The organism is Bradyrhizobium sp. WD16 (assembly GCF_024181725.1).
Lineage (GTDB): Bacteria > Pseudomonadota > Alphaproteobacteria > Rhizobiales > Xanthobacteraceae > Bradyrhizobium_A.
Window position 1 is genome coordinate 4,721,402 of sequence record NZ_CP028908.1, and the last position, 18,716, is coordinate 4,740,117.

Here is an 18,716-nt window from a genome sequence, read left to right on the forward strand (position 1 = left end):
CGAAATGGCTGCGAGCGTTCTGAGCAAATCGCTCTTCGATTCCATGATGCGGACCTCGCGGTCGGCAACCTCGACCCTCTGAGCCAAGGCACGCAGACGGTCGCGGCGATAGCCGCCACCTTCGATCCGTATCCGCTTGCGGGCTTGGCTGCGAACTTGCGTAGCGCCGTTGTGGTGACGGGTTGCTGAGCTGCGCCGTCCAACGTGGCTTGGGCGCGCATGGCGTCGGCCTCGGCCAACGTCGATGCCGCGATTGGAGGCGAGATTGAGGCCGAGTCGGCGGGCTGATCGATCTGGATGCCGCGCGGCGCCTTGCGGTTGATCGCGATGCGGCTATTATTTTACGGTATCAAGCCTCAATGATGTGGACTGTTGCTGCACCTTCGGCAGTAGTCGGCTCTTCAAAAAGGTCTGCAACCGATTGGATCGAAGTTTCGGGAACCTGCTCGTCGTCCTTGCGCTGCGAGTTTCTGGCGAGCGCAACTGGCAGCGGAACCTTAATCCAAACGATCTCAACTTGGGCGTTGGCTCTTTGCGCAATTTCAATGATAGGGGCTCGGTGCCGCGCCGCAGGCAGCGCCGCATCGAAGTAAACCGCGCCAGGACGAACCGGCTGTTTTAAAATCCATGTGGATTTGCCGGCCCCCTGAAGGCCGCAGACAATCACGACCGTCCAGTTTCGGAGATCATCAGAAGCAGCGGATATGACGGTTCGCAGAGCGTCATAACTCTGCTGCCATGCAATCCGGCTTCGTTCTGGGGTCCAGACGCGACCACTCTCTGTTTGGAGGAAATGGTCCGGGTTAATCACAATGGGATGTGGAGACGAAGGCATGCATTCTCCTAACAATCCTCATCTGCGCCAAGCATGCTCACGCCATTTCCGTATGCCCGAGCAATCTCGTGATGAATGGCAGGTAAGGGCTTAAACTTACAATGATCGGTGCGACGCTGAGGTGGTCCCGGTTGTCTGAACAGATTTTCCGCGTCGATAAGTGGAGCCTCTGCCGGGGTTAGGCCACCGCACGGAGCGGAGGAAGATCGAAATGGGCTTGATCCGGTGTGCGGTCGTCAAGGCTTGGATTGGGCTCTTTTCGTCGACACAGAAGACTGGCCCCCTGTCGGGAGCTCCTGGAGCGGCTCGAGATGCCGCCCGGGGTGGGCGTGTCGGGACTGGAGTCCGATGGCGGCGACCAGTTCTTCTGCGGCGACGGGCAGCCGTCCGGAGGCCCGAGCCGGCACGGACAATTAAAGGGAGCGGGCGTGCCGGCGGCCCGGCGGAGCCGTTTCAGCCTGGTCGAGCCTCAGGCCGACGCCGCCGTGCAGCATTCGGTACCTGCCCGTCGCCGGGTTTTCGATCACCTCGACCCACTTTCCGCCCGGTCTGCCGCGAAATACGTAGCGTGTGCCGTGGGCGTTGAGGCGCGCGACCACGTAGAACGCCGATCCCTTGTGGAAGGCGTCAATGATCGTGGCGGGGTGCTGATCCTGTCGCATCACGAGGGTTGCCGGCGCGCCTGCGGAGGGTGTCACTGAAGTGTGTGTCCATGTAAAAATGCAGCCTGGAATAGTATAAACGAGCAGTTGCAGACCTTCAAACCCACCTCGAGCGAATGCCAGTCATGTTTGCTGTCGCCGTGTCGTTTCGCCCGCGAGCAACAGTGCCCGCTTTCCGAAGTTCGTGCGCGCGTCAGATCCAGAATCGCCACGGGAGCGTTTTCCCGCGAAGTGGATACCGGTTCGCGCCAAGACAACGCGTCAAAACAAAAAACTAGTGTCCTGTCTCCGAATTACCGCTCCAATTGCCTCATGCTCGCACGGTAATTCGGAGACATAAGGGCACTAGCAAAATCAAAGTGCTAGTGTGGCTTATGTCTCGCGATTGCCTACGAGAGACTGGCCGCAATGGCGGTAGGCAGTTGCGAGACGCCACACTAGAGCGTCTGCCACGGCGTCGTGATCGCGTTTCGCGGGGGCATTGCCGAGCGAGCCGACCCGGGCAGTTAAGGACAATCGGGACAATTGTCCGACGTGATCCACGCCCCCAATTCAGACACAATCGATGCGCAATTGCTGCACTGCGGTAAGCGGAGCAGGCGCAATGGCGGCGATTTCGGACGAGTTTACAACGGGCAGCGAAACTGTTGCGAGGTATGACCGCGTCCAGCGGCTGCTGCACTGGCTCATGGCCGCAATCATTCTGGCCGCCGTGGCGATCGGCCTCTACTGCTCGACGCAAGCGCCCGGAACGCCGGTGCGCCGGGCCTTGCTGGAAGTCCACAAGTCGCTGGGCATGACCGCCCTGGTGCTGGTCGTGATCCGCGTCGGCTATCGGCTCTTCGCCGGAGCGCCATCGCACGGTCGGTATCTCGGCAGGCTGACACGGTTGGCGGCGAATTCGGCTCACCTCATGCTCTACGCGTTGATGGTGATGATGCCGGTGACCGGCTATCTGTTCTCCGCGGCGGGCGGATATTCGCTTCCCTGGTTCGGTCTATTCCAGTGGCCGAGACTTGTACCGGTCGGCAAGGCGCTCGCGTCGACCGGGCAATATTTCCACGATTGGGGAGCCGATATCATTTACGTCGTGCTCGCCCTGCATCTTGCGGCCGTCGCCTGGCATTATTTCGTCATGAAGGACGACGTTCTCGCCAGGATGCTGCCGCCGCGCCGGAAGGCGTCGTGATCGGCGGGTGCAGGCGGCGTCGGGTGGCTTCCGGTCCCCTCATCGATGCATTCATCCGGAGAGTCGATCGTCTGCCGCCGCGAGAGTTTTGCCCGTGGCGCGCCGCGTCGGCTCCGGCGCCGTGCCGACATAGGTCTCGAGACTGGCGACGGTGGTCTTGAGCTTCTGGCAGCGATCGAACCAGGATTTGGCCAGGGGCGGGTAGGCGATGTCGGTCGGGTCGTCGATCCCGCAGCGCGCCTGCTCGGCGGCGATCTCGGCCTCGAGCAGCGCGATGTTGTAGCACAGCGTGCCGATCAGCTCGCGGGTCCTGTGCCCATCTGGCGGGCGGAAACCCGCTGGCGGCGGCGATGGCTGTCCTGGTCGTCTCGAATCGAGTGACGTGTTTCATCGACGTGCTCCAATCCGGTGCAGGTGAATTCAACCCCACCATGCCGGAGCAAGCGCCTTGCCAGCTCTGCGCGGTGTTGTCCGCGGCGGCGAGCAACCCGGCGGCTTCCTGACACCAACCTTAAAAAAGCAGCCTCTTATCCCGCAGTACGGCATGCGGCCAATTCGTGTGGATTGTTTGAACCTCGACGACCACTCGGGGCACTGAATCCTTGCGCATGTTATAAGCTCGGCATGGTCCGGCATCCCCCGGATCGGTTGCCAACAGTTCCGGTGCCTGTGCGACCATGGTCGTAAACTGGCGGTATTGACGGCGCATGCGCTGGCCCCCAGGGTTCGGTCGAGGGAATCGACCAGGGAAAGAGTGGTAATTATCGTGCCAGGCACAGGTTTTGGATTGCGCCGCCGTCGCCGCGGCCGCGTCTCCCACGGCTGCTCGCCGGGCGGCGCCGATCAGACGTCGTCGATCGGTGCTGTGGCCCGATCGTCATCGCGCCGGCCGCTTCGATCGGCGATCCCTCGTCTCGACGACCAGGATCTGCTGCTGGGGTCATTGGAGGAGGCGATGATTTCAGCGCGGCGCCTGAAGATGGGCGACCTCGAATACATCCTCAAAATGGCGGTGATGGAGGTTCTGCGCCATCAGACGCCACCCGAAGGCGCCCCCGCCGAATCCGGATTGCCTGCTGCAGGTGGGGGGCCCAAGGGCCGCCGTTAGTCGGGATACCCGTTAGTCGGGATGCCATGGTCGATTCTGCCGCGGGCGGAGAGCCGTTTGAGCGGCGGCGGCAACGAGCGGTTTACCAATCAGCTGCTATCCCCATTTCTGCCTTTATCTCGCTGCTCTATGATCACGAACCAGTGTGGTGGTGGGCACATTGGTTTGGGGTGGCTGTCGCGGATTCGCGGACGGTCACCGCGTCGGGGTGATTGGGGTAGTCGATTGGGGAAAATGGGGATCTTCCGGCATCAGCAGGGCGGGTCGGCGCAGGCGCGGCGCATCGCGCAACTTGCCGCCATGGCCGGTGCATGTCTCGTCCTCGCCAACTGCTCCTCAGGCAAGCTGGCCGGCCGCGTCGATCCGAGATACGGCGTGTCGTCCAGCCCGCGGGTGGTCGAATTCGGTGAGCCCGTGCCCAAGGGCGGCGGCACTTACCGTGTCGGCAAGCCCTATTTGGTGGCGGGGCGAGAATATGTCCCGACGGAAGACCCCCGTTATCGCGCCGAAGGACTGGCGTCCTGGTATGGCGACGACTTTCACGGCCGCCTGACCGCCAATGGCGAGGTCTTCGACATGACCTCGCTGACCGCCGCTCATCCGACGCTGCCGATGCCGTCCTATGTCCGGGTCACCAATCTCGCCAACGGCAAATCGCTGGTGGTTCGCGTCAATGATCGCGGGCCGTATCACGGCAATCGTGTGATCGACGTCTCGCATAACGCCGCCAGGCTGTTGGGATTCAAGGATAACGGCATCGCGCGCGTGCGCGTCGAATATGTCGGCCGGGCGCCGCTGGAAGGCTCGGACGATCGCATCCTCGAGGCCACGCTGCGCACCGGAGAGCCGGCCCCGGCGCCATCCACGGTCCGGATCGCCTCGGCACGGCCGTTCGTGCCGGAATTCCCCGGTGCCGGCCATCCGCTTCGCGGTGACGTCCCGTTGCCCGAGGGCCGCCCCTTCAGTCTCGGCAATGCGCCCCAGGATGTCGCCTCGGCCGGCGCCACATCGGAGATCTCGGCTGCCCGCAGCCGCCGCTCGGCCGGACGAACGCTGGACAACCGGCGCCAGGAAGACGTCGTCGCCAACACCGTCGAATCGAGCCCGCTGCCACCGCCGGCGGCCCGGCCGGTCGCCGCCTATGCGCCTTCCTCCAACAGTGAAGACGGCATCGCCACGCTGCTGTCAGGGCGCGGGCTTTACTGACGACGTGCGCTGCGCCCCTCTGAGCGCCGCTCAGTAGCCAACTTCTCTGAGGAATTCGATCAGCGCCGCGCTGACCTCGTCGGCGCGTTCCTGCTGAATCCAGTGACCGGCGCCGTCGATGATCAGCTTGCGCCGCAGGTTGGGCACGATCCGCTCCATGTCGGCGACGCGCTTGGCGCCGATCAGTCCGGTGACCACTTCGTCGCGCGAGCCGGCAATGAACAGCGCCGGCTGCTGGATGCGGGCGCCCTGCCAGGGCGCGGTGAGGTCCCAGTTGCGGTCGAGGTTGCGGTACCAGTTCAGTCCGCCGCGGAAGCCCGATGCACGATAATTCTCGACGAACAGCGCAAGCTCGCTGGCATCCATCCAGGGCGGCAGTGGCCGCGGCACGCCGCGATCGCCGAGAAAGCCGAGGCCAGGCTTAACAAACAGCGACATGCCGGCCTTGGCGAAGGTCTTCGAGAAGATCGCGTGCATGGTGAAATCGACATCGGCCTCGAATTCGGCTTCGGCGACGCCGGGCTGCTGGAAATACTGCCAGTAGAAGTCGTGAATGCCCTCCCTGGCCAGCGTGTCCAGCGGCCGGCCACGGCCGCGCTGCGCCGGCGGCACGCTCAGCCCCGCCACCGCGGTGAAAATGTCGGGCCGGAACAGGGCGGCATGCCAGGCGACCGGCGCGCCCCAGTCATGGCCGACGATCACCGCCGTGTCGGCGCCGAGCGCGGCGACGAGGCCCACCATGTCGCCCACGGTGTGGAGGATCGTATAGGCCTCGACCTCGGCCGGCGCGCTGGTGCGGCCGAAGCCGCGCATGTCCGGCGCCACCGCATGATAGCCGGCCTCCGCCAGCGCCTTGAGCTGGTGACGCCAGGAATAGGATAGTTCCGGCCAGCCGTGGCAGAGCAGCACCAGCGGTCCCTGGCCCTGCTCGCGCAGGAAGATCTCGATGCCGTTGACGGCGAGGGTACGGGTTGAGGACATCGTTATTTCCGCCTTGATTGCCGTTTCCTGTTGATCCGATAGTTCAATCCGGCCCTAGTGTGATTTTGAATGGGGCGCCGGGCAAGCCGTCCAGCGTCGTCGCCACCGCGGTTGGGGGCGGGGTGGCCGCCGGCGTTGTTCGGGGGCAGGGCGGCTGGTAGAAGGCGGGGCCTCCGCGCGCTCCTCGGCCGGGCTCTTGCGAGTTGAACTCTCTCACCCGGAGTCCTGCCTGCAAGTGGGCTTTGGATCGGACTTCGGGACCGGAGCTTGGGACCAGACCTCGGATGACACCCTTCAATCGCCCCGCATTGCTCCGCAGGCGCATCGCCCATCGGGCCCTTGGCGCGCTGCTGGTGCTGGCGTTCGTCGCCGGCCTGGTCTGCGGCAACGGTCGCAGCCTCGCCGCCAATAACAGCGTGCAGGGTGCCAAGAAGGACGAGGCCGGGCTCGAGATCGATGCGCCGACGGCGATCCTGGTCGATGCCACGAGCGGCAGCGTGCTGTTCGAGAAGAACGCCGACCAGCCGGCGGCGCCTTCCAGCATGGTCAAGCTGGCCACCGCGGAATTCGTCTTCGATCTGCTGAAGAAGGGCGAGATCAAGCCGACCGACTCCTATGCCGTGAGTGAAAACGCCTGGCGCCACGGCGGCGCGCCCGCCGGCGGGCCGACCATGTTCGCGGCGATCCACAGCCGGATCGGCGTCGAGGATCTGCTGCGCGGCCTGATCATCGACAACGGCAACGATGCCGCCATGACGCTGGCCGAAGGCATCGCCGGCAACGAGCGCGAATTCGCCGCGATGCTGACCAAGCGGACGCGCGACCTCGGCCTGACCAATTCGACCTTTGCCAACGCGTCCGGCCTCGGCGATCCCGGCAATCGCATGACGGTGCGTGATATCGCGCACCTCGCCCGGCACATCATCCTGACCTATCCGGACTTCTACAAGCTCTACAACGAGCGTGAATTCATCTGGAATAAGATCCGCCAGCAGAATCGCAATCCGCTGCTCAATGCTTTCGCCTCCGCCGACGGACTGAGCGCCGGCTCGACCAAGGACGGTGGCTACGGCATGGCCGGTTCGGCGATCGAAAATGGCCAGCGACTGATCGTCGTGGTCAACGGCCTCGAAGATCCCGACGACCGCGTCACCGAAGCCAAGAAACTCCTCGAATGGGGGTTCCGCAATTTCGAGATCCGCAACCTGTTCGCCGCCGACCAGGTGATCGGCCGCGCCAAGGTGTTCGGCGGCTCGAGCGGTTCGGTGGCGCTGGCGAGCCGCGAGCCGGTGGGCGTCATGGTGCAGCGGAACGGCAACGACAAGCTGCTGGCGCGGATCAGCTATGAGGGGCCGCTGCGCGCGCCGATCGAGCCCGGCCGGCAGGTCGGCGTCGTCAGGGTCTGGCGCGGCGGCAACCTGGCCGTCGAGGCGCCGCTTTACACCACCGAACAGATCGGGGTCGGCTCGACCCTTCGGCGCGCCTTCGACGGCGTCAGCGAATTGATGATCGGGTTCTTCCGTTCGGGGATGGCGAAGCTGAAGTCATGAGAAAAGCCGCATCCCGGACATCGGCGACGACGACCGCCGCCAAATCGGCCGCCAAGTCTGCTGCCAGGTCTGCTGCCAAATCGGCCGCCACCGCAGCGTCGGCGCGCGGTCGTTTCATCACCTTCGAGGGCGGCGAGGGGGCGGGCAAGTCGACCCAGATCAAGTCTCTGGCGGATCGGCTCGCCGAGGCCAATATCCGTGCGGTCACGACCCGTGAGCCGGGCGGCTCGCCCGGTGCGGAGATCATGCGGCATCTGGTGCTGTCCGGCGTTGGCAAGGTGCTCGGCGCCGATCTCGAGACCCTGCTGTTCGCCGCGGCGCGCGCCGACCACGTCAAGCTGGTGATCGAACCGTCGTTGGCGCGCGGCGTCTGGGTGCTGTGCGACCGCTTCTCGGATTCGACGAGGGTCTACCAGGGCAGCGTCGGCCGGGTCGATCCGATGCTGATCGAGGCGCTCGATCGCGTCACCATCGACGGCTTGCGCCCGGACCTCACCCTGGTGCTGGACGTGCCCGTTGGGATCGGGCTCGCCCGCGCCGCCCAGCGCCGCGGCGATGCCGAGCCCGATCGCTTCGAGAGCGAGGACGTCGCCTTTCACGAGAAGCTGCGCGAGGGCTTCCGCGCCCTGACCGAGAGCGATCCGGAGCGCTGCGTGCTGGTGGACGCCAATGCCGATGCCGACACGGTGGCCTCGCGGGTGTGGCAGGCCGTGCAGGCGCGTTTTCCCGAACTGGCGCGCAAGAAACGGCGCGTGAAGGAGCGGTTGTGAGCGGTCGGGGCGAGGACGTGAGCGAAACCCGCGCGCCGCGCCAGACCGTGGTGCTGTTCGGCCATGACGAGGCCGAAACGGCGCTGCTCGCCGCATATCGCAGCGGCCGCATTCCCCACGCCTGGCTGATCGGCGGGCCCAAGGGCATCGGCAAGGCGACGCTGGCCTATCGCATGGCGCGGTTCGTGCTGGCGCATCCCGACCCGGCAACGCCAGCCGTGCAGGGGGCCGCCAGTCTCGCCGTCGACGAGAGCGACGCTGCGGCGCGCCGCATCGCCACCGGCAGCCATGGCGGCCTGTTGGTGCTCGAGCGCAGCGCCAACGACAAGGGCGTGCTGCGCACGGTAATCACCGTCGACGAGACCCGCGAGACGATTGCATTCTTCGGCTCGACCGCCGGCACCGAAGGCTGGCGGGTGTGCATCGTCGACACCGTGGACGAACTCAACGCCAACGCCGCCAACGCGCTGCTCAAGATCCTGGAAGAGCCGCCGGAGCGTTCATTGTTCCTGCTGGTGAGCCATTCCCCGGCGCGGGTGCTGCCGACCATCCAGTCCCGCTGTCGCCGGTTGCCGCTGCGCCCGTTGTCGGTCGCGGACGTGCGCCGCGCCGTCGCCGCCAGCGCCGGCCTCGACCTCGATGATCCGGAACTCGCGGCCGCGGCGGAGGTCGCCGAAGGCAGTGCCGGGCGGGCTCTGATGCTGATCGGCGGCGAAGCTCTCGGGCTGACCCAGCGGACCCGCGCGGCGCTGGAAGTGCTGCCGCGCCTCGATTACCGGGCCCTCCACGTCCTCGGCGATGCCCTCGGCGGCACCGACCGCGCGGCGCTGGCCGCCTTTATGGATGCGATTGAGCGTTGGGTGAGTGAACGACTGCAAGTTTCTGATCCAAATGAACAATTGCCTCGGCTTGCGCGCCTCTCGGAGGTGTGGGAAAAGATCAGCCGCGCGGCCCGCGATGCCGAATCCTACAATCTCGAGCGCAAACCGCTGGTGTTTTCGGCCTTCAGCATGCTGTCTGAAGCGATGCGCTGATCGGCCGGGCCTGGTCCCTAAGCCGGCGCCGCGCCGCGGACGACCATGCAAGGTGCGACCACGAAACGGGCTCGACCGGCCCCGAATTCGCCGGCAAAGATCGGGTCCGACGACCCACCACCTGACGGCCGTATGAAAGGCATTCGCGACGATGGCGAACGCGACGAGTTCCAATTCCTTCTACATCACGACGGCGATCTCCTATCCGAACGGCGCGCCGCATATCGGCCACGCCTATGAGGCGATCGCCACCGACGCGCTGGCCCGCTTCCAGCGGCTCGACGGCAAGGACGTGTTCTTCCTGACCGGTACCGACGAGCACGGCCTGAAGATGATCCAGACGGCGCAGAAGGAAGCGCTGACCCCGGCGGAGCTCGCCGTCCGCAACGCCGCGCGTTTCAAGGAGATGGACGAGCGGCTGAACGTCTCGTTCGATCGCTTCATCCGCACCTCGGAGCCGGCGCACCACCGCTCGGTCCAGGCGGTCTGGGAACGCATGGCCAAGGCCGGCGACATCTATCTCGACAGCTATGCCGGGTGGTATTCGGTGCGCGACGAGGCCTATTACGCCGAGGAGGAGACCGTCGTCGGCGAGGACAAGGTGCGCCGTGGCCCGCAGGGCACGCCGGTCGAATGGGTCGAGGAGAAGAGCTATTTCTTTCGCCTGTCCGCCTATCAGGACAAGCTGCTCAAGCTCTACGAGAGCCAGCCCGATTTCATCGGCCCCGACAGCCGCCGCAACGAGGTGATCAGCTTCGTCAGGAGCGGTCTGAAGGACCTGTCGGTGTCGCGCACCACCTTCGATTGGGGCGTCAAGGTGCCGGGCGATCCGGAGCACGTGATGTATGTCTGGGTCGACGCCTTGACCAACTACATCACCGGCGTCGGCTTCCCCGACGAGGACGATCCGCGCTGGCACTACTGGCCGGCGGACGTGCACATCATCGGCAAGGACATCATCCGCTTCCATGCGGTGTACTGGCCGGCCTTCCTGATGTCGGCCGGCATTCCGGTGCAGAAGCGGGTCTATGCCCACGGCTTCCTGTTCAACCGCGGCGAGAAGATGTCGAAGTCGGTCGGCAACGTGGTCGATCCCTTCGCGTTGACCGAGCAATACGGCGTCGACCAGTTGCGCTATTTTCTGCTGCGCGAGGTGCCGTTCGGCCAGGACGGCAGCTACAGCCACGAGGCGATCGTCGCCCGCACCAATGCCGATCTCGCCAACGATCTCGGCAATCTGGCGCAGCGCTCCCTGACCATGGTCGCCAGGCAGTATGGCGGGCAGGTGCCGACCCCCGGCGCCTTCAGCGACAGCGACAAGGCGATCCTGGCCCAGGCCGACGCCATGCTCGGCCAGGCCCGCACCGCCATGGCGACCCAGCAGATCCATGTGGCGTTGAACGCGATCTGGGCAGTGGTCGCCGAGGCCAACCGCTATTTTGCCGGCGAGGCGCCGTGGGCGCTGGCCAAGACCGATCCGCCGCGTCAGGCGACGGTGCTCTATGTGACGGCGGACGTGGTGCGCAAGGTCGCCATCCTGGCGCAGCCCTTCATTCCGGCCTCCGCCGCCAGGCTGCTCGACATCCTCGGCATCGCGCTTGAGGCCCGCAGCTTCGCCGCGCTCGCCGGGCGCATCGCGCCGGGCAGCACGCTGCCGCCGCCATCGCCGGTGTTCCCGCGCTATGTCGAGCCCGCCGAGAGCAAGTGATGCTGGTCGATAGTCACTGCCACCTCGATTTTCCCGACTTCGCCGAGGATCTCGACGGCCTCGTCGCGCGCGCCACGGCGGCGGGCGTCGGCCGGATGGTCACGATCTCGACGCGGGTGAAGCGCCTGCCGGCGCTCATCGCCATCGCCGAGCGTTATGATGATGTCTACTGCTCGGTCGGGACCCATCCGCTCCATGTCGACGAGGAAGACGGCATCAGCGCGCAGGAACTGATCGACCTGACGCGGCATCCCAAGGTCGTGGCGCTGGGCGAGGCGGGGCTCGACAACCACTACGATCTCGGCTCGCCCGCGGCGCAGGAGCGCGGCTTTCGCGCCCATATCGCCGCGGCCCGTGCCACCGGCCTGCCGCTGGTGATTCACACGCGAGACGCCGACGAGGCGTGCGGGCACATCCTCGACGAGGAAATGGCCAAGGGACCTTTCCGCGCCGTGCTGCATTGCTACACCGGAGGACGCGAACTGGCGATGAAGGCGATCGGGCTCGGCCTGTCGATCTCCTTCACCGGCATTCTCACCTTCAAGAATTCGCAGGCCTTGCGCGACCTCGCCGCCGAACTGCCCGCCGACCGCATCATGGTGGAGACCGACTCGCCCTATCTCGCCCCCGGCAAATTTCGCGGCAAGCGCAACGAGCCGGCCTATGTGGTCGAGACCGCCAGGCTGCTGGCTGAAGTCCGTGGCGTCAGCTTCGAGGAGATCGCGCGCCAGACCACCGAGAATTTCTTCCGGCTGTTCAGCAAGGTGCCCGCATGACGACGACGCTGACGATCCTCGGCTGCGGTTCGTCGGCCGGGGTGCCGCGGCCGGCCCTGGGCTGGGGCGCCTGCGATCCCAACAATCCGAAGAATCGCCGGCTGCGCTGCTCGCTGCTGGTGGAGAAGCGCTCGGCCGACGGCGTGACGCGCATCGTGATCGACACGTCGCCCGACCTGCGCGAACAGCTGATCGCGACGGCCGTCGCTCATATCGATGCGGTGTTCCTGACCCATGAGCATGCCGACCAGACCCACGGCATCGACGACCTGCGCTCGGTGGTGCTGCACCAGCGCGCCCGCATCCCGGTCTATCTCAACCAGTCGACCTCCAAGGATATCCTGAGCCGCTTCTCCTATTGCTTCGTCTCGCCGCCGGGCAGCGATTATCCGCCGATCCTGACCAGTCTGCCGATCGAGGCGGGCGAGAGCCGGACCATCGTCGGCAAGGGCGGGGAGCTGACCTTGAGCGCCTTCCTGGTCCAGCACGGCAACATTCCGGCGCTCGGCTATCGGATCGGCAACGCGGCGTATTCGCCGGACCTCAACGACATTCCACCCGAGTCGTGGCCGGCGCTGGAAAATCTCGATCTGTGGATCGTCGACGGGCTGCGCTATGCGCCGCATCCCAGCCATTTCAGCGTCGACGACGCGCTCGACTGGATCGCCCGCTTCAAGCCGCGGCGCGCCGTCATCACCAACCTGCATTCCGACCTCGATTACGAGGTGCTGCGCCAGCAGCTGCCCGAGGGCGTGGTGCCCGCCTATGACGGGCTGCAGCTGACGCTCGACGAGGGCTGAGCGGGGACTGCTCCCCTGGCCATCCACGACCTGCGTTGCTGGAGCGCTGTCAAGACGTGGATGCTGGCGGCAAGCGCGGGCATCACGACTCACGACGCGCAGCGCGGAATTTCGGTGGCCACCGCACGATCGGGCGCGATGCTGCGCAGGTCGACGTCGCGTGCCAGGGTGACGTAGCTGCCGGTCTCCGAGGTGCGCAGATAGCTGGTGAAGATGATCGCGGCGCCGCCGATCTCTTCGGTGCTGCAGGCCTGCGGGCGTACCGAGATCGACAGCGAGCCGTGATCGCCGGCCTTCTTGCGCTCGAGCAGCGCGGCACGGAAGGCATTGAGACGCGCGACATCGGCATCGTCGAGGCTATAGGCGTAGATCCGGCTCGCCGCATCGGCCTCGCCGGCGAGTTCGCCGACATCCGGCAGTTCGCGCAGCACGAAATCCTGCGCCTCCTCGGCCGAGCGGCCGACCTTGACCGCGATGCGCAGCGCAACGCCGCGCGGCAGCGGCTTGAGGCTCTTCGGCAGCTTGATCGCGGCCCGCAATTGCGCCGGATCGCTGGTCTGGAAATCGACCCGCGCCAACCTGACCATCGACGTGACCGGCATGTGGCCGCAGCCGGCGAGGGCGAGGGCGGCTGCGCAACAGAACAGGCGGGTTGCGGATCTGGCGGCGCGGGGGCGCACGGAATCTCCATATTGACGAGAAGAAATTATCGTGTAATGATAATAAATCATCGCGTCAATGAGGTCGCCTGATCATGACTGAAGTTCTGACTGCAACTGCCTCTTCCGGCCGCCTGCGCCGCTTCTCCCGGGCCATGGCCGCGGTGACGACGGTCGGCACCGTCCTGATCGCCATCGCCATGGTCCTCGTCTTCTTCATTCCGGACTGGACGCGGACATTTCTGATCGCCCGCGTCGGCCAGCCGGGTGCCGGCCTGCCGCTGACGCCCGGCCGCCTCATCGCCGGCGCGGCGGTGACGGCGGTGCCGATCGGCGTGATGCTCTATGGTCTGTGGCAGGCGCGCGCGCTGTTTCGCGACTTCGCCGAGGGCCGCGTCTTCACCCGCGACAGCGCGCGGCGGCTGCATCTCTTCGCCGGCGCGGTGCTGGCCCAGGCGGTGCTCGGGCCGGCGTCGTCGACCGGTCTGCTGCTCGCCTTCACCTTGAGCAATCCGCCCGGCCAGCGGCTGCTCGGCATCACCTTGAGCGTCAACGACTACGTCGCGCTGATCGTCGGCGGCGTGCTGCTGGCGATCTCCTGGGTGATGGTCGAGGCGGCGCGCATCGCCGACGAGCACGCCCGTTTCGTCTGAGGCAGATTTGGAATGGCGATCGTCGTCAATCTCGATGTCATGCTGGCGCGGCGCAAGATGCGCTCCAAGGAGCTCGCCGAGCGCATCGGCATCACCGAGCAGAACGTCTCGCTCTTGAAGTCCGGCAAGGTCAAAGGCATCCGCTTCGATACGCTCGAGCGGATATGTGCCGTGCTCGACTGTCAGCCCGGCGACATCCTCGAATATCGCGCCGATACGGACGAGCGCGGCGACGATACGACGACGCGGTCCGCCGGCCACTGAGCGAGGCCGGCGCGCCCGCTCACGTCGCGACGCCGAGCATGATGCCGATGTTCTGGACTGCCGCGCCCGAGGCGCCCTTGCCGAGATTGTCGAGCCGGGCGACCAGCACCGCCTGGCGGTGCTGGTCGTTGGCGTAAACCCGCAATTCGAGCAGGTTGGTGTCGTTGAGCGCGAGCGCGTCGATCCGTCCCGCCTTCATCGAGGCGTCGTCGGACGGCACCACCTTGACGTACTGGGCGCCGGCATAGTGTTTCGCCAGCGCGGCCTCGAGATCCTTGGCGGCCGGCTTGCCGGGCAGGGTGTCGAGATGCAGCGGCACCGACACCAGCATGCCCTTGCGGAAATTGCCGATCGACGGCACGAAGATCGGCCGCCGCGTCAGGCCGCTGTATTTCTGCAGCTCGGGCAGATGCTTGTGCTCGAGGCCGAGGCCGTAGAGCTCGAACGCCGGTGCCCGCCCGGCTTCATAGGCCTCGATCATCGATTTGCCGCCGCCGGAATAGCCGGACACGGCGTTCACCGTCACTGGATAGTCGGCCGGGATCAGCCCGGCGACGACCAGCGGATGCAACAGGGCGATGCCGCCGGTCGGGTAGCAGCCCGGATTGGACACCCGCTTTGCCTTGGCGATCGCCTCGGCCTGACCGGCGTTCAGTTCGGGGAAGCCGAAGGTCCAGCCTTCGGCCACCCGATGGGCCGAGGAGGCGTCGAGAATCCGCGGCGCCCGCGGCCCGAGCTGGTCGGCCAGCGCCACCGCCTCCCTGGCGGCATCATCGGGCAGGCACAGCACCACGAGATCGACCTCGGCCATCAGCGCCTTGCGCGCCGCCGGATCCTTGCGCCGCTCCGGGGCGATCGAGCGGACCGAAAGCCCCGCCACGCCGGCGAGGCGATCGCGGATCTCGATGCCGGTGGTGCCGGCTTCGCCGTCGATGAAGAGGGTGGGCCTGGTCGAGGGCGCAGCCATGTGCTTCTCCCGCGTGATGACGATGTGAGTGGACAAACAAAAAAGCCGCGCTCGGGATCGGCGCGGCTTCAAGCGACTTCGGATGCATTCATGCAGCCATCATCGCTCCCGCGCGCGCGGCGCCGGACGGCGGAGACGACGGTTCTGGCCACACTTGATCATGGCCGGCGACATAGCGCCGCCGGAAGGAACTGTCAACGGCGGGAGCGGGGAGAGCCGCCCGGCTCCGGCGCCCCGCCCCGTTCGGCTATCAGATTCACATATCCGGGGGGCGGCAAGGAGCGAAAAGTTCCACTCTGAGCTTCATTCTTGTCATTGCCGGGCTTGACACAGTTGCCTCCCGCTAGCGGGCCGCAGCACGCCTGCAGTGACACGTTCATGAGATTCAAGCCGTGGCAGCAGTGAGAACTCGACGGACCTGTAAGCCTCGTCCTCTAGGGTCGATATTTAGCTCAACTTTGAGTGTCGCGCCGAGTTCGAAAGAGGCCCTATCTTGCTCGGGCAGAATAGATACGTGAAAAAATGCGTCTTGCCCCATGCTCGGCACATGGACGAATCCGTATCCGCGATCCTCGAAGATCTTTATAACAACCGCGTCGACTAGCTTTGCAGCGGCATCGTGCGCAACTTGAGTTCGATGAACGTTCGATATTGAGATGCCACGGGGGCCGCGGGATACATCTACGACCATGACGTCGCCATCGTGTACGCTGCCTACTCCTGATTTTGACAACACTGATGCATGCAGGAAGGCGGACTCGCCCAGTTGTTCGACGGCTGCGAATCCATAACCTTTATTTTCATCGAACCAATCAACTACGGCATTTGCCCTTTCAATGACGACTCCGTGCTTGGCACTGACTTTTACGGCGTCACGCGTAGACAGCTCTGCCTCTGACGTGCCGCCAGAGAACTTCAAGATATCAGCAGTCACTTCTTTTTGAACTTTATATTGGCTCGATTCTGGCACGCGCCCAAATTTCGAATCTTCATCGATTAGAAAGGCGGCAAAAGTCTCCCGCACCTTCTTCATGCGAACGTCAATTGCTTCACTTGACTCGGCGTGGCCGCGAATTTGTTTTGCGATATCGGCATTTGCCATGATGGCTGTTAGAGCCATCTGCTCAAAGTAAATCGGATTGTAGAGAGCCAACTCTAGGTGCGTCAGCCCGCTGTATGTTATTGCAGCGCCCTGGGACGGAGCGAGGTTGCCTTTTGATGGGTCGTGCGCCTCAACTAGCGAGGCCTGCATTAGCGAAGACAGCGCGCTTTCGACGGCCGTTTCGGCGAAGCCCATTCCATCAAAATACTGGGCAATGGATGCCGTAGATAAGTATCGACTGTCATCGGAGGACCGCGCGTCGTGTGTCGCTTTCAGAAGACCGAGAATTCTTACGTTTAGAAGCGGAGATTGAGCAATCTCTGTGCTCACGTCGAACATCGGAAAAACAGAGTGAGCATCGCCGCGTTTATAGAAATTGTAGTCTCCCAAAATCAGAGTGAGCATAAACCGGTCAGCTGACAAGGGCTGCTGATCGCCTGCAACATATGACCTGAGGAGATCCTCGATGTTTAGCGCCGACGAAGTTATGACGCGCCGAGCCAGCGCGAGGGTTCGACGGATATTGTAGTTTGCCAGGCTTCCAAGCCTGTTTGAAATGTAGTCTTGCAGCACGAAGATATCTTCGATCGCGGAGGCAAATGCCTCAAGGCTTTCTAGCTTAACTCGAAAATTGCCGGCGTCGTAGACGCCAGCAGTTTTTCCAGTCGGTTTGATTTTCGCCTTCAGATACTCAAGCCGCTTTCGAAAGATTTCACGCGGAGGCGGGGTCGGTAGGAAGTATGATTTCGAAGAATAGATGTTGAATATCTCAGTTTTCGAAAACGCCCAGGCGGAGCGATCGGTCAACGGAAACAACAGGAGGCAATGGGTGACGTGTCTCCTTAGGCTCTGAAAGTATTGGAACAACGTCTCTTTGAACTGGGCGGAAAATTCGTCTGTGTTGTCGACAACAAAGATTGGGAGGCGTTTTCGGTTTTCCACGATGTCAATGAGCAGTCGTCGGAGATAACCCTCGCGATCTTGCTCGACCCGCTCATCCATGTAGGTGCCAAACTTCTCCTTGAAGGCATTCTTGTCTCGCTTGTAAAGCTCAGCGTCGACGCCCTCGCTGCGCTTGACATATTCCTGATAGTACAAGCCGAGCAGCTGATCCCAGTTTGGAAAGCCCTTAGGATAGAGCTCTTTCTCGATCTTTGAGATGATATCGTTCGTAAACCAAGCCGGTGACGTGCCTGTATCGCCTGTGGCGTCCAATGCATTAACGTTCACCACGACGCAGCGCTCCCGTACATTGTGGGGAAGCGTCGCTTTGAAAAAGCGCTCTAGGAATGTCGTCTTACCGGCTCCAGACGGTCCGACAATGAACACGGTGTCCCCGTGCTTGTCCGTTATCGTGCTTGAAATGAGCTGCTGGAGACTCTCGTCGACCTGCTTATCGAGCGGGCTGATATTCCCGAGCACGTAGGTAGTCAATTTTTCAAGAGCGAAATCGGCGATACGGCTTTCTTTTGTCTCGACGAAGCACTCAATGAGCATGTCCGGATCAGACTCGCCCGCCATTCCCGCAAAGAACGAATTGAATATTCTGTCCAGATCGAAGGCAATCTGCGACTTCTGGTTGGGGTGAATGTCGGAATCTGTGAAAGCTGAATGAAGACCAAGCGTCAGTAGCAATCGCCGATCATGAATCTTGTCGAAAATGTGCTTGTACAACGAGCCTCGATAACCTTCTTTCGACGCCAGCTCGAAAAATGATGCAAAATCGTCTGCGATCGACCGCAGATTTGGAAACACGATCGCTTCCTTGGTCTTGTAGTTTTCGTTGGGAATGTATGGCCTAAAGAATATCCACGTTGTTCCGTCGGTAACGACAGCTAGCTGTATGCCATCCGGCGCGCAATAGGACGCGGCCTGTTCTATCCCGTCGATGCATTTTTTAAGCGCGGGACCAGATATCTTGTAGAGCGACTTAGATTTGGCACTTGTCGCAAGCTCCAGAGCGCCTTGACGCTTTGCTTCAATCACGAGTGCAGGCCGATTGTCGTCGCTCACTACGTAGTCGGAATATCCGTTGTCGTTCTTGCGCTCGGCAGACAGATCGGCATGATCCCAGCTTAGCACTTCCGTGAAAAACCTGACTATTAATTGGAGCTTGGCGTCTTCTTCCGTGATTATTGTGTCCAAGCGTGGCTCAACATCATCGATCAGAGCGACGGCGCGCGCATAGGAGGCATCTAGAGCAGACATAAAGGCGGCTCACATCTTTGAAGCGGTTCGTTGCCCGCTATCTCAGCGTTGATGATAGCAACGCTGGGATGATGCCGCTACTTTTGATTGTTAGGTGTCGGCGGGTGGGCTTGGTCGTCGCCTCTTCAATCTGGGCGCTCTATTTGAGGACGCGACGATGGCATCGATTGCTCGCCTGGCTGCGCTCGCCATGCGCGCGTCTCCAGCGTCAATCGACCTCGACACTTCTCGAGCAGCCTCGCCA

18 protein-coding genes and 1 pseudogene are annotated in these 18,716 nt (G+C 63.6%); 13 read left to right on the forward strand and 6 right to left on the reverse strand.

Annotated elements, in window-relative coordinates; genetic code table 11:
- Positions 1-349: 349 nt before the first annotated feature.
- Positions 350-835, reverse strand: coding sequence for an AAA family ATPase (locus DB459_RS21840; RefSeq protein WP_253707730.1), 486 nt, complete (start codon positions 833-835; stop codon positions 350-352).
- Between the two features lie 269 nt (positions 836-1,104).
- On the opposite strand from DB459_RS21840, the pseudogene DB459_RS21845 reads away from it, so the two are divergent.
- Positions 1,105-1,215: pseudogene (locus DB459_RS21845) on the forward strand (glutamine cyclotransferase); the annotation flags it as partial.
- A gap of 33 nt (positions 1,216-1,248) precedes the next feature.
- Here the strand turns inward: DB459_RS21845 and DB459_RS21850 are convergent.
- On the reverse strand, positions 1,249-1,533 hold the full coding sequence (locus DB459_RS21850; RefSeq protein ID WP_253713755.1) for a hypothetical protein: 285 nt from the start codon (positions 1,531-1,533) through the stop codon (positions 1,249-1,251).
- Positions 1,534-2,101: 568 nt separating this feature from the next.
- Here DB459_RS21850 and DB459_RS21855 point away from each other — a divergent pair.
- The 4 genes from DB459_RS21855 to DB459_RS21870 all read left to right on the forward strand — a co-directional run bounded on the left by DB459_RS21855 (position 2,102) and on the right by DB459_RS21870 (position 5,000).
- On the forward strand, positions 2,102-2,686 hold the full coding sequence (locus DB459_RS21855; protein WP_256519219.1) for a cytochrome b: 585 nt from the start codon (positions 2,102-2,104) through the stop codon (positions 2,684-2,686).
- Between the two features lie 350 nt (positions 2,687-3,036).
- A complete protein-coding gene (locus DB459_RS21860) occupies positions 3,037-3,189 on the forward strand; it encodes a hypothetical protein (RefSeq protein ID WP_253707735.1) in 153 nt (50 codons plus the stop codon).
- Between the two features lie 284 nt (positions 3,190-3,473).
- Positions 3,474-3,794 carry a hypothetical protein gene (locus DB459_RS21865; RefSeq protein ID WP_253707737.1) on the forward strand — a complete coding sequence of 107 codons (321 nt, stop codon included), beginning with the start codon at positions 3,474-3,476 and terminating at the stop codon, positions 3,792-3,794.
- A 234-nt stretch (positions 3,795-4,028) separates the two neighbouring features.
- On the forward strand, positions 4,029-5,000 hold the full coding sequence (locus DB459_RS21870) for a septal ring lytic transglycosylase RlpA family protein (protein ID WP_253707739.1): 972 nt from the start codon (positions 4,029-4,031) through the stop codon (positions 4,998-5,000).
- A gap of 30 nt (positions 5,001-5,030) precedes the next feature.
- Here the strand turns inward: DB459_RS21870 and DB459_RS21875 are convergent, their stop codons facing one another.
- A complete protein-coding gene (locus DB459_RS21875) occupies positions 5,031-5,981 on the reverse strand; it encodes an alpha/beta fold hydrolase (RefSeq protein WP_253707741.1) in 951 nt (316 codons plus the stop codon).
- 284 nt (positions 5,982-6,265) lie between these two features.
- Between DB459_RS21875 and DB459_RS21880 the strand changes: the two genes are divergently transcribed.
- The 6 genes from DB459_RS21880 (at position 6,266) to DB459_RS21905 (ending at position 12,619) form a co-directional block, all read left to right on the forward strand.
- On the forward strand, positions 6,266-7,531 hold the full coding sequence (locus tag DB459_RS21880) for a D-alanyl-D-alanine carboxypeptidase family protein (protein WP_253707743.1): 1,266 nt from the start codon (positions 6,266-6,268) through the stop codon (positions 7,529-7,531).
- Entirely contained in the window at positions 7,528-8,301 is a 774-nt protein-coding gene (gene tmk, locus DB459_RS21885; protein ID WP_253707745.1) for a dTMP kinase, read from the forward strand. The genes DB459_RS21880 and tmk overlap by 4 nt, the downstream gene beginning before the upstream one ends.
- A 17-nt stretch (positions 8,302-8,318) precedes the next feature.
- A complete protein-coding gene (locus DB459_RS21890; protein ID WP_253707747.1) occupies positions 8,319-9,335 on the forward strand; it encodes a DNA polymerase III subunit delta' in 1,017 nt (338 codons plus the stop codon).
- A gap of 151 nt (positions 9,336-9,486) precedes the next feature.
- Positions 9,487-11,043: a methionine--tRNA ligase gene (gene metG / locus DB459_RS21895; RefSeq protein ID WP_253707749.1), complete on the forward strand. Its 1,557-nt coding sequence runs from the start codon at positions 9,487-9,489 to the stop codon at positions 11,041-11,043.
- Positions 11,043-11,819, forward strand: coding sequence for a TatD family hydrolase (locus DB459_RS21900; protein WP_253707751.1), 777 nt, complete (start codon positions 11,043-11,045; stop codon positions 11,817-11,819). The genes metG and DB459_RS21900 overlap by 1 nt, the downstream gene beginning before the upstream one ends.
- Positions 11,816-12,619, forward strand: coding sequence for an MBL fold metallo-hydrolase (locus DB459_RS21905; protein ID WP_253707753.1), 804 nt, complete (start codon positions 11,816-11,818; stop codon positions 12,617-12,619). The genes DB459_RS21900 and DB459_RS21905 overlap by 4 nt, the downstream gene beginning before the upstream one ends.
- 89 nt (positions 12,620-12,708) lie before the next feature.
- Here DB459_RS21905 and DB459_RS21910 read toward each other — a convergent pair whose 3' ends face one another.
- Positions 12,709-13,299 (reverse strand): hypothetical protein, encoded by a 591-nt coding sequence (locus DB459_RS21910; protein ID WP_253707755.1) that lies wholly within the window; start codon positions 13,297-13,299, stop codon positions 12,709-12,711.
- 74 nt (positions 13,300-13,373) lie between these two features.
- Between DB459_RS21910 and DB459_RS21915 the strand changes: the two genes are divergently transcribed.
- Both DB459_RS21915 and DB459_RS21920 read left to right on the forward strand, forming a co-directional pair.
- Entirely contained in the window at positions 13,374-13,931 is a 558-nt protein-coding gene (locus DB459_RS21915) for a DUF2975 domain-containing protein (protein WP_253707757.1), read from the forward strand.
- A 12-nt stretch (positions 13,932-13,943) separates the two neighbouring features.
- The gene (locus DB459_RS21920; RefSeq protein WP_253707759.1) at positions 13,944-14,195 is read left to right on the forward strand and encodes a helix-turn-helix transcriptional regulator; all 252 of its coding nucleotides are present in this window, start codon (positions 13,944-13,946) and stop codon (positions 14,193-14,195) included.
- A gap of 19 nt (positions 14,196-14,214) precedes the next feature.
- Here DB459_RS21920 and argC read toward each other — a convergent pair whose 3' ends face one another.
- Complete coding sequence (argC, locus tag DB459_RS21925; RefSeq protein WP_253707761.1) at positions 14,215-15,162, reverse strand: N-acetyl-gamma-glutamyl-phosphate reductase; 948 nt, start codon at positions 15,160-15,162, stop codon at positions 14,215-14,217.
- Between the two features lie 385 nt (positions 15,163-15,547).
- Positions 15,548-18,472, reverse strand: coding sequence for a cold shock domain-containing protein (locus tag DB459_RS21930; RefSeq protein ID WP_253707763.1), 2,925 nt, complete (start codon positions 18,470-18,472; stop codon positions 15,548-15,550).
- Positions 18,473-18,716 lie beyond the last annotated feature (244 nt).

Excerpts from the sequence above, each read along its gene's own strand:
- metG (WP_253707749.1), top strand. The coding sequence starts at position 9,487 with ATGGCGAACGCGACGAGTTCCAATTCCTTCTACATCACGACGGCGATC.
- argC (WP_253707761.1), bottom strand. The coding sequence starts at position 15,162 with ATGGCTGCGCCCTCGACCAGGCCCACCCTCTTCATCGACGGCGAAGCC.
- DB459_RS21920 (WP_253707759.1), top strand. The coding sequence starts at position 13,944 with ATGGCGATCGTCGTCAATCTCGATGTCATGCTGGCGCGGCGCAAGATG.
- DB459_RS21840 (WP_253707730.1), bottom strand. The coding sequence starts at position 835 with ATGCCTTCGTCTCCACATCCCATTGTGATTAACCCGGACCATTTCCTC.
- DB459_RS21880 (WP_253707743.1), top strand. The coding sequence starts at position 6,266 with ATGACACCCTTCAATCGCCCCGCATTGCTCCGCAGGCGCATCGCCCAT.
- DB459_RS21900 (WP_253707751.1), top strand. The coding sequence starts at position 11,043 with ATGCTGGTCGATAGTCACTGCCACCTCGATTTTCCCGACTTCGCCGAG.
- DB459_RS21855 (WP_256519219.1), top strand. The coding sequence starts at position 2,102 with ATGGCGGCGATTTCGGACGAGTTTACAACGGGCAGCGAAACTGTTGCG.
- DB459_RS21860 (WP_253707735.1), top strand. The coding sequence starts at position 3,037 with ATGGCTGTCCTGGTCGTCTCGAATCGAGTGACGTGTTTCATCGACGTG.
- DB459_RS21870 (WP_253707739.1), top strand. The coding sequence starts at position 4,029 with ATGGGGATCTTCCGGCATCAGCAGGGCGGGTCGGCGCAGGCGCGGCGC.
- DB459_RS21915 (WP_253707757.1), top strand. The coding sequence starts at position 13,374 with ATGACTGAAGTTCTGACTGCAACTGCCTCTTCCGGCCGCCTGCGCCGC.
- DB459_RS21875 (WP_253707741.1), bottom strand. The coding sequence starts at position 5,981 with ATGTCCTCAACCCGTACCCTCGCCGTCAACGGCATCGAGATCTTCCTG.
- DB459_RS21930 (WP_253707763.1), bottom strand. The coding sequence starts at position 18,472 with ATGTCTGCTCTAGATGCCTCCTATGCGCGCGCCGTCGCTCTGATCGAT.
- DB459_RS21905 (WP_253707753.1), top strand. The coding sequence starts at position 11,816 with ATGACGACGACGCTGACGATCCTCGGCTGCGGTTCGTCGGCCGGGGTG.
- tmk (WP_253707745.1), top strand. The coding sequence starts at position 7,528 with ATGAGAAAAGCCGCATCCCGGACATCGGCGACGACGACCGCCGCCAAA.